We start from the raw sequence: 12,964 nt of genomic DNA on the forward strand, positions 1-12,964 counted from the left end.
GCGATTTTGCTGCCCTATTTTGCCAATTCCTTTACCTCATTTACACTACTTCCTGAATAGTCGATAGAAAGCTGTTTCACGGTCATGTCAGGAAACTCCATATCCAATGCCTGCTTTAAATTCTGGACTTTTCCTTTTTCACTAAAGCAAATCACGGTAGGCCCCGCTCCACTTAATGCCACGCCGAATGCTCCATTCCTTTTCGCGAATGTTTCAATATCATTATAAGAATGAATGAGTGGTTCTCGATACGGCTGGTGAAAGCAGTCTTGTTCCATCATTTTTCCTGCCAGAGACCAATTTTGATTTAAAAGGGCCGCGATCAGAAGATTAGCTGTTGAAGAAGCCTGGATGGCCTTTTTTCGTGAATAGGCATCCGGCAGAACATCACGCGATTCCTTCGTCAATAAGATTTCTTTCGGTATGACTACAACCGTTTCAAAAGGAAGGTTGGTGAATGACAGCATATCTACCTCATTTTGCTGGTAACACCCGACAACAAGTCCTCCATAAAGGGAGGCGCCAACATTATCCGGATGTCCTTCCAACTTTGTTGCAAGCAGAAGCTTTTCGTCTCTTGTTAATTGTAAGCGGCCAACCGCATCTGCAAGCTCAATCCCTGCTACAATGGCTGCAGCACTTGAACCAAGACCTCTTGCTAAGGGAATATCACTAATGACCTTGATTTTACAAGGGGGTAATTCAATTCCATATTGTGCAGCCGTTTTAATGGCAACTTGGCAGATAAAATGACTCTCATCTGTTGGAAGATCCTTCAATTCCTCGCATGAAGAATAGCATTCCCACTGATCATGTTTCTCGATTTCTAATGTTAAATACAAATTTAGGGCAAGTCCAATCGAATCAAATCCTGGCCCAAGATTAGCAGTACTCGCAGGTACTTTAATCAAAAAGCGGTCATGTAAGGTCATCCGCGGACAACTCCCCGAATATGTTCGGCTACAGCTTTTTCATCGTTTGGTAATTGGGTCGGCGTAACAAGGCTGCTGTGGATGGCTGTATCAGGGTCCTTTAAACCATTTCCTGTTAGGACAGCAACAATTTTCGTGCCTTTGGCAATTTTTCCATTTTGAATACTCTTATAAACACCGGCAATCGATGCGCAAGAAGCAGGTTCGGCAAATACGCCTTCTGATGCAGCTAATTTTTTATAAGCGGCAACGATTTCCTCATCGCTAACTTCATCAAATTGACCATGTGATTCCTCTACGGCATTAACAGCCAAATCCCAGCTTGCCGGGTTTCCAATCCGAATCGCCGTTGCAATGGTTTCCGGATTTTCAAATACACGATTATGGACAAGTGCGGCAGCACCTGCAGCTTCAAAGCCAAACATTCTTGGCAGTCCTGTCTCTTTCTTCTCGTTATATTCTTTAAACCCTTTCCAATAGGCACTGATATTACCGGCATTCCCAACTGGAATCGCTAAAATCTCAGGTGCATTCCCAAGCTGATCACACACCTCAAAGGCCGCTGTTTTTTGCCCTTCAAGGCGGAAAGGGTTGACAGAATTGACAAGTGTGATTGGCTCTACTTCGCTGATGTTGCGAACCATCTGCAACGCTTGATCAAAATTCCCTTCAATCGAGATAATTTCTGCCCCGTACATCATCGCTTGAGCAAGTTTGCCCAGCGCAATTTTTCCTTCTGGAATGACGACGATACAATTAATACCTGCCCGTGCCGCATATGCCGCAGCGGCTGCAGATGTATTTCCTGTTGATGCGCAGATGACTGTTTTACTGCCTTCCTCTACTGCCTTCGCAACCGCCATGACCATACCTCTATCTTTGAAAGATCCTGTTGGGTTGGCCCCTTCCACTTTGACATAAAGCTCAACGCCCCATTCCTGAGAGAGTCTTTCAAGCTTTATTAACGGGGTATTCCCCTCATTTAATGTAAGTTTTGGCGTTTCTTGATTGATGGGTAAAAATTCTTTATATGCTTCTAATAATCCCGGCCATCTCATAATGATTTCCTCACCACTCTATATGCACTTTTTACTTCTTTAACTGCACTTAAATCGTATAATTCTAGTAAAATTTTATCATAATTGGTTTCTGAAGCTTTGTGGGTAACTAACACAATTTCTGATGTCTCATTTTTCTTGATTGGCAGCTGCAGTATTTTTTCAAAACTTACCCCGTATTTGGCAAAAATGGCTGTAATATCAGCAAATACGCCAACTTCATCTTGAACATGAATGCGCAAGAAGTATTTGGAGTACTTTTCTTCATTATCCTTTAACCGCTTAGGGTATTGCGGTGTAACAGCACTTCGGCCATTTACGCCAAGCCTCAAGTTTTTAATGACACCAACAAGGTCTGAAACGACGGCAGTTGCTGTCGGCAAGCTTCCTGCACCAGGGCCATAAAACATCGTTTCCCCAACAGCCTCACCATAAACGTAAACTGCATTATACTCATTTTGCACGGAGGCAAGCGGATGATTGTTTGATAGGAACGTAGGCGCGACACTTACCTCTACTTTTTCTCCCTCACGATGGGCATAGCCGATTAATTTCATCGTATAGCCTAATTGTTTGCCATAGCGTAAGTCTTCTTCGGTAATACTGGAAATACCGCTCACCTTCACATCGTCCAAATCGATATGCATCGAGAAGCCTAATGTAGCGAGAATGGTCATTTTTCGGGCTGCATCGAGCCCTTCAACATCTGCGGTTGGATCGGCTTCTGCAAAGCCAAGCGCCTGGGCTTCTTTAAGGACCTCTTCATATGATCGACCTTCATCACTCATTTTGGTTAAAATATAATTAGTTGTTCCATTTACGATTCCCATCATTTGTGTAATCCGGTCTGAAGCAAGGCCATCGACAAGGCCTCTTAAAATGGGAATACCACCAGCCACACTTGCTTCATAAAACAAGTCGCAGCCATGTTCTGAGGCAACCGTTAACAACTCTGATCCATGGAGAGCCATCAAATCTTTATTGGCTGTTACTACATGCTTACCTTGACGGAGTGCAGTAATCAAATAGTCCTTTGTATCATTTACCCCGCCCATTACCTCAATAACGACATCAATTTCCTTGTCAAAAAGGATATCATCCGGGCTGGATGTTAATAACTTTGAATCTATTTCAACCGGTCTGCTTTTATGTAAGTCCTGAACCAGGATCTTTTTGATGACAACCGGACACCCCACTTGGTGGATTAATTTATCTTGATGATTTTCAATAATTTTTACAACACCTGTACCTACAGTGCCTAAACCTAATAACCCAATCGAGATTGCTTTCATGAATTCCCCTCCTGTGAATGTCCACCCACGGCACACAATTGTTTTTCCCTTGTAGACATTATATGATTCTCTTTATTTTTTTACAATAGATTTATTTCACTGTTTTAGTAGTGAAACCGCTTACTACCGCGCCATAAAAGGATTGCTTTTATGAGCTAAAATTTCTCTGAATAAAAAGATAAATATTTTCTACTTTATCCCTTTACAATCGTGAAGGTATGGTTGTAGAATAGTCCCTATATTCTACTATTTTTTGAAATTTCGAGCAAATGAGATTTATTATACTGTTGAAAAAAGTGTTGATGAAGACGGCAGTAAGAAAAAGCCTCAGAGAGCCGGTGGGTGCTGTGAACCGGTGCAATTTCTTATAATGCCCAGCCCTTCTGAACTGGCAGCTGAAACTTTCAGTAGGTATGCCCGGTAAAAACCGTTAACATGTAGAGGCTGCTTTTATTTTTCCGGCAGCAAAAGAGGGTGGCACCACGTTCATTCACGTCCCTTATAACATGACCATTAGTCTGTTATGAGGGGCGTTTTCTATTTTAGAAGAAAGGAGAAATTTCCGAAACTGAGACATTGGGTATTACACCACATTTGATGACATAAACGTATTTAGGAAGCATTGGAATTTAGAATTGGATCGCTTTTAAAAGAGCTGAGGAGGTTAGATGGAGCATGTATAAAGTACTTGTAACCGATGGAATTAGCAGCACAGGTTTAGTTACGCTTATTGAACATCCCCATTTTATTGTTGAGAGGCAGCCGACACTGCCAACAGAGGAGTTAAAAAAGATTATTGGTGATTACGATGCCTTAATTGTGAGAAGTCAAACAAAGGTAACCGAAGAACTGCTTTTGGCTGCAGACCGGCTTCGGGTCATTGCCCGAGCAGGTGTCGGAGTTGATAATATTGATGTCAATGCAGCAACAAGAAAAGGAATCATCGTCATTAACGCGCCAGGCGCCAATACGATTGCCGCAACAGAGCATACTTTAGCAATGATGCTGTCACTAGCGAGGAAAATTCCACAGGCACATCAAAAAACTTCTGCTGGCGAATGGGATCGCAACTCCTTTAAAGGGGTGGAATTGTACAAAAAAACGCTTGGCGTTATCGGTATGGGTAAGATTGGAACGGAAGTAGCGAAAAGGGCGAAAAGCTTTGGCATGAACATACTAGGGTTTGACCCCTATCTAACTGAAGAGCGGGCAAAGAAATTAGGAATGACGAAGGCAAGTCTGGATTTAATTGCCCAGGAATCCGATTTCATTACGGTTCATACCCCGCTGACTAATGATACCCGTGGACTCATAAATGATGACTACTTAAGCAAAACAAAAAAAGGTGTCCGCATTGTTAACTGTGCCCGCGGCGGTGTAATTGACGAGCGTGCTTTGGTTAGAGCGATCAAGGCTGGTCATGTGGCAGGCGCTGCCCTTGATGTGTTTGAAAAAGAACCGGTTGCAGATGTAGAATTGCTGCAAAATCCAAATATCATTGTGACGCCGCATCTCGGTGCCTCCACTGTAGAAGCACAGGAAAAAGTTGCACAAGAAGTGAGTGCCGAAATTATTGAGATATTTGAAACGCAGTCAATCCAGAACGCGGTTAATATGCCGCAAATGTCTGGAGAAACACAGGCAAAGCTGCAGCCATATTTACTCCTAGGCGATCAAATGGGGCAGCTTGTGATCCAATTATTAAACAAGCAGGCTCCTGCTAAAATCGAAATCAATTATTATGGCGATTTAATTGATGAGGATACGGAATTACTGACTCGTACTCTCTTAAAAGGCATCCTATCCTATCATTTAAGTGATTCTGTCAATCTGATTAATGCCCTTCATCTTTTGAAGGAGCAGGGTGTTTCCTATAATGTGGTGAAAAATGCTACCAATAAAGGATTTGCGAATTATATGGAGCTGACTGTCTCCAACGGGCAAGAAACTGCACGAATTGGTGCAACAGTCCTAAACGGTTACGGTGCGCGAATTTTAAAAATAAACCAATACCGCATTGATGTGAAACCGGAAAAATTCCTTTTATATATTAAGCACCGTGACGTACCAGGTATGATTGGCAGGGTTGGCTCTCTGCTTGGTGACTATCAGATCAACATTGGAACGATGCAGGTTGGTCGGACCGAGGTCGGCGGGGAAGCAATCATGGTGTTAACACTTGATAAAGCCTTAGGCGCGGAGGTCATTCGTGAGCTAACCTTAATCGAAGGTTTAGATGAAGCGCAATTGCTGGAGCTGACGAATATTGATTCATTCGTACCGGGGCGCATAGAGCCTGAGAAGGTGGAGAGTATTTAGTTTAGTTGTGTTGTGTTCAAGGAAAGAGGGCTTGTGCGGTTGTCTGCGAAGCCCTCTTTCCTTGTTTTATAAAATACCCTTAAGATCTAAAACGGAATCAAGGATATAATCTGCTTCATACTGTTCAAATTCATTTCGTGCATCTTTTCCAGAAAGGCCGGTTAATACAGCGGCAAACTGACAGCCTAGTTGTCTTGCTGCTAAAAGGTCTGCCAAAGAATCTCCGACCACAAGCACCTCTTCACCAGTTTCGATTGGCAGCACCGTATTTAAACATTCCTGTACAGATGTCCCCTTACTTTTAAGGCCCATTACGTATGTATATGGATGTGGCTTGGATAAGGATTTCCATTCTGGAAGCTCCTTTTCCGCTGCTAACACCTCATCAGCCGTCACAATCCGCTTTTCATCAAAATACTTTAACCAATCTAAATGCTGAAAGGGCTGAATTGTTTCTAAAGCCGGACGGCCTGTTCCGATTCCAATCATAAATCCGGCACTTTTTAGAAATTGAAACAGATCAGCAATTTTATCCCTAGGGGCTAATGTTGTTTCGTTTGCCAGGAAGCCTTGTTTGCCGGTTTGTACAGATGGACTCCCGGTAGAAGCAAGGACATGTTCATCGCCCACATACCATTCCTGTGAAACATGCTCACAAATGGACCAAAGCTCACCTTTTTCAAAAATAGATGTTTCTACCCCAAGCTTCTCCTTCGCAAGGACATTCAAATAACTCAGCAATTCCTGCTTCATTGCCTCCGACCGCGCAAAATCCTCTAAAAACAAGCTAAAATCCAATTCCACATGATAATTACTTAACACCCTGCCCATCTCAAGCAATGTTTCACGATTAATTGGTGCCTGACACCATTTGGTAATTTTTTCAATTTCATTTTCTTTGATTTGTGACAACAGATGGATGAGTTGGTGGCTGAATGATAGATGGATCATGTCCCAGTTAGCGTTTAGGCCGCGAGATTTCATAAATTTAAGGACTTGATCGTTTTCAAAAACTTTTTCTCTTATTGTTTTCATTTCAGCTTCACTATAGTCCGTTTTAAATTTTTCAGGTGCCAGTGCTAAGTAATTGCAGCTAATCAGCATCTCCCAAACCGTTAAGGCAGATGCATCAAAATAATGCTCTTCACTCAATAAAACTCCATCAACGTCAAACAAAATGGTTTTAATCAATGTCCTTCCCCACTTTCCAAGTCTGCTTTTATACTTTATCGTACCACAGTGAGACAACCTAATTGAAGTAAATTTAATTAATACAATTTTACCTATTTTAAATAAATATTAAAAAGCCGTGCGCTGGAATTTTCACCAGCAACACGGCATGTTTTTTAGTTCTCGTGATTTACATACTGCCCATATAAATCCTTTACAGCGGCAATTAGGGCATTTACCGCTTTTCCACGGTAGCCTTCTCTTAAATCCTCTAAAATATCATCAATCCCGTCCTGCAGGCTGTGCCCTTTTAAAATTTGCTTGACGTATGCCTTTCCGTGGTCGGTTGCCAGCGTACAAGAGGATTCAATGATGACACCGTATTTTTTATCCACCTCAACCGTTATCGTAAGTGAATCAAAAACACTTTGGGCCGCCATTCCCTGAGGCAGACGTGAGTGACCTGCAAGGAAATAAGTTTTAATGTTCGTCATGTAATTTCCTCGCTTTAAAATTGTTTATTTTCACCTGAAATTTGTTCATATCTCTCAGAATTTGTTCATAAATCAATAAAGTTTGTCCATATCGTTCCAATATTTGTTCATATCACACCTGTATCAGCATTTAATAGAGCTTTCTTCAAACGGCCATGCCGGAAGCATTTTTCGCAACGGTTTATCCTCTCTAAGCCCGAGTGCATATTCCCCTTGCATTATGGTATGAATTTCTCTTGTGCCTTCATAAATGACAGGGGCCTTGGCATTTCGTAAATAACGCTCGACCGGGAATTCATTTGAGAAGCCGTAGGCCCCGTGAATTTGGACGGCATCGTTGGCTGCCTCATAGGCGGCATCACAGGAAATCCATTTTGCCAAGGATGTTTCCTGCGTGTTGCGTTTGCCGTTATTTTTTAACCAGCCGGCTTTAAAAACAAGTAAGCGCGAAATCTCAAGGTTTGCTGACATTTTCGCAATCATTTGCTGAACGAGCTGGTGCCTGCCGATCTCCTTGCCAAATGTTTTTCGTTCTTCACAGTATTTGACACTTGCTTCAAGCGAGGCCATAATTGTGCCGCAGGCGCCTGCTGCTACGGTAAAACGGCCATTGTCAAGGGCAGACATCGCAATCTTAAAGCCCTCTCCTTCATATCCTAACAAGTTCTCAGCCGGCACTTTTACATTGTCTAAAAATACTTCTCCCGTATTTCCGGCGCGGATGCCGAGCTTTCCTTTTATCGCCTTTGAAGAAAATCCTTCGCATGTTCGTTCGACAATGAAGCAGGAAATACCGTGGTGACCTGCTTTCGGATCTGTTTTGGCAAAAATCAAGAAATGATCGGCCACATCACAAAGGGAAATCCAGGTTTTTGATCCATTTAAAATATAGTAATCTCCATCCTTAACAGCAGTTGTTTCCATTGCCGCTACATCTGAGCCGGCATTCGGTTCCGTTAGTCCAAAGGCGCCCACCTTTTCACCCTTTGCCTGTGGAACAAGGTATTTGTGTTTCTGCTCCTCTGTCCCCCATTGTAAAAGAGTCATACTGTTTAAACCTGTATGAACAGAAACAGCGGTCCTGAAGGCGGTATCCCCGCGTTCAAGCTCCTCGCAAACAATCGCAAGGGTATTGTAATCCATGCCAACGCCGCCATACTCCTCCGGGATACATACGCCCATGAGCTCCAGATCGGCTAAGCGTTTCAGGATATTTGTTGCAAAATGACCTTTTTCATCCCACTCCTTAATATAAGGAATAATTTCACGATCAACGAAGGCTCTGACTACCTTTCTTACACTCTTTTGTTCTTCTGTTAATGAAAAATTCATCTTACTTCCCCCTCAAATCATTTCTTGTTGCTTCATTTGAGCAATTTCCTGTTTCGAATAACCAAGCTTCATTAAAACTTCCTCAGTGTGTTCCCCGTGCATCGGCGGGTGTTTATCGATGGTAACCGGTGATTTTGAAAATTTTAGTGGTGAACCGACAAGCCTTAAATCCTGGATGACGGGATGCTTTACACTAACGACCATTTCCCTTGCGCTCGCCTGTTCCGATTCTAGGGCCTCTTTCACATTATTAATCGGCCCATTAGGGATTCCAGCTTCATCAAGCAATTGCTTCCACTCAGCCCTTGATTTTATTTTTATTTTCGCCGCGATGATGTTTTCAAGTTCGTCCTTATTGAGCAGCCGATCTGAATTTTTTTCGTATTTTAAAAGGGCTGGTTCTTCAAGTAAGATTGCTAGTTTTTGATATTGCCGGTCATTACCGACTGCGATAATAAAATCACCATCGTTTGCGGTAAAAACCCGGTATGGCACAATATTTGGGTGGGCATTACCGAGCCGTTCGGGAACCTTTCCTGAACAAAGATAATTGCTGGCAACATTCACTAAGGCAGCCAGCTGCGAGTCAAATAAGGAGATATCTACTTCCTGTCCCTCCCCCGTTCTGCTGCGATGCTGTATCGCCCCTAAAATGCCGATGCAAGTAAATAGTCCAGTGAGAACGTCTGCTATGGCTACACCGACCTTTGCAGGCTGTGCTTCTTTTTCACCGGTAATACTCATTAAGCCCGACATTGCTTGAATAATATAATCGTAGCCCGGCAGATGGGAGTAGGGCCCATCTGAAGACCCAAATCCGCTAATAGATGCTAAAATAATTCCTTCATTGACCTTTTTCATTTCCTGATAGCCGAAGCCTATCCTTTCGAGTGTTCCCGGCTTAAAATTTTGGACGACGACATCCGCATCCATCATAAGCTTCCGTAAAATTTCCTTGCCTTGCTGCGATTTCAAGTTTAAGGTGATCCCTTGTTTATTTCGATTGGCACATAGGTAATAGGCGCTCTCTCCTTCCACAAACGGCGGTCCCCAGCCCCTTGTTTCATCCCCGGAATCGACACTTTCAATTTTAATCACTTCTGCCCCCATATCGCCTAAAATCATCGTGCAATAGGGACCAGCCAACACACGGGATAAATCGATTATTTTGATACCATGGAGCGGACCTGTCATTGGGATTCTCCTTTCCATAAAGATTTCTATTAAAATTTGGTTTATCCTCCGTATGAAAGGGATGTAATTTGAAAAAAGCCAGCAAAAACAAACAATGACAAATAATGGCATTGAGTGTTTCACTGGCTTTTATTCGTGGTTTCTCCTCTGGATGGAGGATGAAGCGAATTAGGCAGCTACTTTTTCAAAATATGCTAGATTTAGTTTTCTTATACTAATTTTCAAATATCCAACCCAATGGATATATACTTCACTTCTAAAAACTCTTCAATCCCATAATGCCCGCCTTCACGGCCAAGGCCGCTCTCTTTATATCCGCCGAATGGAGCCTGAACGACTGATGGCAGGGCATCATTCAGGCCAATGATTCCATACTCAAGCTGCTCTGTGATTCTGAAGGAGCGGCTTAAATTTTCCGTATAGACATAGGCAGCTAAGCCGTAACAGGAATTGTTTGCCCGCTCAATGGCTTCTTCTTCCGTTTTGAAGGTTGAGATCGGCGCAAGCGGGCCGAAAATCTCATCTCTCATACATTCCATATCGTCCTGAATATCGGTCAAAATGGTCGGGGCATAGAAATAGCCGTTGTCTACATCAGGTTTAAGCCCGCTGTACGTGACCTTTCCACCCTTTTTCAGCGCATCCTTGACAAGTCCATCAACTTTTTTATATGCAGCTTTATCAATTAATGGTCCAATGTCTGTTCCTTCTTCAAGCCCATTGCCAACCTTTAGCTTTTCTAATTCCGCTTGAAAAAGCTTAATAAATTCGTCAGCTACACTTTCTTGCACATAAACGCGATTCGTGCAAATACAGGTTTGACCGGCATTACGGAACTTCGATTGAACAAGTCCCACTGCAGCCTTTGCTAAGTTTGCATCATCCATGACAATAAACGGGGCATTACCGCCAAGTTCTAGCGATACCTTTTTTACATTTTCAGCAGCGCCGCGCATCAATGTTTTTCCGACCTCAGTTGAACCTGTAAACGTAATTTTCGTTACGCGCGGGTCCTTCAGCCATACCTCGCCAATTTCGGAGGATCTTCCGGTGATCACGTTTAGTACACCCGCAGGAATTCCTGCCTCATGGGCAAGCTCAGCTATTTTTAAAGCTGTTAGCGGCGTTTGATTCGCCGGTTTGACTACCGCCGTACACCCGGCTGCAAGGGCAGGTGCTACTTTCCTCGTAATCATTGCTGCCGGAAAATTCCACGGTGTAATCGCTGCGATTACACCCACAGGCTCTTTCCTAACAAGTAACCTTTTATTAGGATGGGAAGCCGGAATCGTTTCACCATACACCCGTTTACCCTCTTCAGCATACCAGGAGATAAAACCATTTGCGTACTGGACCTCTCCTAGTGCTTCTTTTAGCGGTTTTCCTTGCTCAATCGTCATAATCCGAGCGATTTCATGCTTGTTTTTTTCTATTAAATAGAACCATTTCATCAAAAGGTGATAGCGCTCTTCCGCTGTCTTTTTCGACCAGATTTTGAAGGCTTTATGGGCAGCATCGACTGCCTGCTCTGCTTCAAAAGCACCGCCCGTTGGCACAGCAGCAATTATTTCCTTTGTCGCCGGATTGATGATTTCCGTAAAAACTTCATAATCACTGCCAACCCAGGTGCCATTCAGATACATTGGATAGATTTGATAATTTTGCTTGATGACATCCATTTTTATTCCCCCCCAACCGATAATGCCGGATCCTGTAGATATACTGCTTCCATTGCTTCCTCAAGAATTTGTAATCCTTCTTCAAGCTGGTCATCTGTGATGGTTAATGGCATAAGGAGGCGGATAACATTGCTGTAAAGCCCTGCGCTAAGTAACATGAGACCACGCTCAGTTGCCGCTTTTACAATTTTTCCAACCGCTTCTTTATCAGGGGTTTTAGACTGTCTGTCCTTGACGATTTCCATTGCGCACATCGCCCCAAGGCCGCGCACATCGCCAATTCCATCAAAACGGTCAGCGAGAAGCTGCATTTTTTCAAATACCCGTTCGCCTATCTTTTCGGCCCGATCATTAAGATTTTCACTTTCGATGATATCTAAAACTGTCAAGGCGGCCCTGCATCCAAGCGGGCTTCCAGAGTAGGTTCCACCGATTTCGCCCACCTCAGCAGTATTCATAATTTCCGCCCTGCCAATGACACCGCTGATTGGAACACCAGCCCCCATCGATTTTGAAATCGTTATTAAATCAGGCACAACATCAAAATGATCAATCGCAAAATACTTCCCAGTCCGGGCAAACCCCGTTTGGATTTCATCCGCAACGAATAGGATTCCATATTGCGTGCAGATTTCTCTTACCCGTTTAACAAAAGCGGCATCAGGCACGATAAATCCGCCTTCCCCTTGGACAGGTTCCATTACGACTGCAGCGATCGTTTCCGGGGCGACTTCCGCAAGAAGAAACTGTTCGAATTGCTCGATGATCATCGTGCTGTATTGCTGCTCGCTCATTCCATCTGGGCGGCGGTATACATATGGATATGGTGCCTTGTAAACCTCTGGAGCAAATGGCCCAAAGCCGAATTTATACGGCTTCACTTTGCTTGTCATTGTCATCGTCATTAACGTTCTGCCGTGGAAACCCCTTGTAAAAGAGACAATCCCTTGGCGCCCCGTGTATTTCCTGGCAATCTTGACGGCGTTTTCTACGGCTTCAGCACCGCTGTTAAAAAAAGCAGCCTGTTTATCGAAGTCACCAGGAGCAAGCTCGCAAAGCCGCTCAGCCAAAGTTATATAGGATTCATACATCATTACATTAAAGCCAGTATGGATAAATTGACTAGCTTGTTCTTGCAGAGCCCTGACCACTCTTGGGTGAGAATGGCCGACGTTTAGCGTTCCAATAGCACCAGCAAAATCAAGATAATGATTACCGTCCACATCTTCAACCATTGCTCCTTGTGCTTTTTTTACAAAGGAGTGGCAATTATTGCTGATTCCTTTTGGGACATATTTTTTTCTTCGCTCCAATATTTCTTTCGATTTTGGCCCGGGTATCTCTGTTTGGAGCTTAACATACTTCTTTTCCAATTCCGTGCTCCCCCCTTTTTTATAATTGCTCTATATAAGTAACCTGGCTACGTTGGATCTGTATCAATGCACAGTGACCATGCGTAGCGTTTTTTGTCCTCGATGGGTACCCTGGACTCCC

10 protein-coding genes and 1 other annotated feature are annotated in these 12,964 nt (G+C 43.4%); of the genes, 1 reads left to right on the forward strand and 9 read right to left on the reverse strand.

Annotated elements, in window-relative coordinates; translation table 11 throughout:
* Positions 1 to 14 precede the first annotated feature (14 nt).
* The 3 genes from thrB to ACIQXV_RS18410 are packed head-to-tail and all read right to left on the reverse strand — an operon-like array spanning position 15 to position 3,282.
* Positions 15 to 932 carry a homoserine kinase gene (gene thrB / locus ACIQXV_RS18400; RefSeq protein ID WP_402960844.1) on the reverse strand — a complete coding sequence of 306 codons (918 nt, stop codon included), beginning with the start codon at positions 930 to 932 and terminating at the stop codon, positions 15 to 17.
* On the reverse strand, positions 929 to 1,990 hold the full coding sequence (gene thrC / locus ACIQXV_RS18405) for a threonine synthase (protein ID WP_402960846.1): 1,062 nt from the start codon (positions 1,988 to 1,990) through the stop codon (positions 929 to 931). The genes thrB and thrC overlap by 4 nt, the downstream gene beginning before the upstream one ends.
* On the reverse strand, positions 1,987 to 3,282 hold the full coding sequence (locus ACIQXV_RS18410; protein ID WP_402960848.1) for a homoserine dehydrogenase: 1,296 nt from the start codon (positions 3,280 to 3,282) through the stop codon (positions 1,987 to 1,989). Before ACIQXV_RS18410 ends, thrC begins: the two co-directional genes overlap by 4 nt.
* Positions 3,283 to 3,572: 290 nt before the next feature.
* Positions 3,573 to 3,785, forward strand: a binding site (T-box leader).
* 172 nt (positions 3,786 to 3,957) lie between these two features.
* Here ACIQXV_RS18410 and serA point away from each other — a divergent pair.
* Entirely contained in the window at positions 3,958 to 5,601 is a 1,644-nt protein-coding gene (gene serA / locus ACIQXV_RS18415; protein ID WP_402960850.1) for a phosphoglycerate dehydrogenase, read from the forward strand.
* Between the two features lie 66 nt (positions 5,602 to 5,667).
* Here serA and ACIQXV_RS18420 read toward each other — a convergent pair whose 3' ends face one another.
* The 6 genes from ACIQXV_RS18420 to gabT all read right to left on the reverse strand — a co-directional run bounded on the left by ACIQXV_RS18420 (position 5,668) and on the right by gabT (position 12,843).
* Positions 5,668 to 6,792, reverse strand: a complete 1,125-nt coding sequence (locus ACIQXV_RS18420) for an HAD family hydrolase (protein ID WP_402960852.1) — start codon at positions 6,790 to 6,792, stop codon at positions 5,668 to 5,670.
* Between the two features lie 155 nt (positions 6,793 to 6,947).
* A complete protein-coding gene (locus tag ACIQXV_RS18425; protein ID WP_402960854.1) occupies positions 6,948 to 7,265 on the reverse strand; it encodes a DUF3870 domain-containing protein in 318 nt (105 codons plus the stop codon).
* Between the two features lie 123 nt (positions 7,266 to 7,388).
* Positions 7,389 to 8,597 (reverse strand): acyl-CoA dehydrogenase family protein, encoded by a 1,209-nt coding sequence (locus ACIQXV_RS18430; RefSeq protein WP_402960856.1) that lies wholly within the window; start codon positions 8,595 to 8,597, stop codon positions 7,389 to 7,391.
* A gap of 12 nt (positions 8,598 to 8,609) precedes the next feature.
* Positions 8,610 to 9,791 (reverse strand): CaiB/BaiF CoA transferase family protein, encoded by a 1,182-nt coding sequence (locus ACIQXV_RS18435; RefSeq protein ID WP_402960858.1) that lies wholly within the window; start codon positions 9,789 to 9,791, stop codon positions 8,610 to 8,612.
* 221 nt (positions 9,792 to 10,012) lie between these two features.
* Positions 10,013 to 11,434, reverse strand: coding sequence for an NAD-dependent succinate-semialdehyde dehydrogenase (locus tag ACIQXV_RS18440; RefSeq protein ID WP_402961145.1), 1,422 nt, complete (start codon positions 11,432 to 11,434; stop codon positions 10,013 to 10,015).
* A gap of 38 nt (positions 11,435 to 11,472) precedes the next feature.
* Entirely contained in the window at positions 11,473 to 12,843 is a 1,371-nt protein-coding gene (gene gabT, locus ACIQXV_RS18445; RefSeq protein WP_402960860.1) for a 4-aminobutyrate--2-oxoglutarate transaminase, read from the reverse strand.
* Between the last annotated feature and the right edge of the window lie 121 nt (positions 12,844 to 12,964).

This window comes from Neobacillus sp. NPDC097160 (genome assembly GCF_044762155.1).
Lineage (GTDB): Bacteria > Bacillota > Bacilli > Bacillales > Cytobacillaceae > Neobacillus.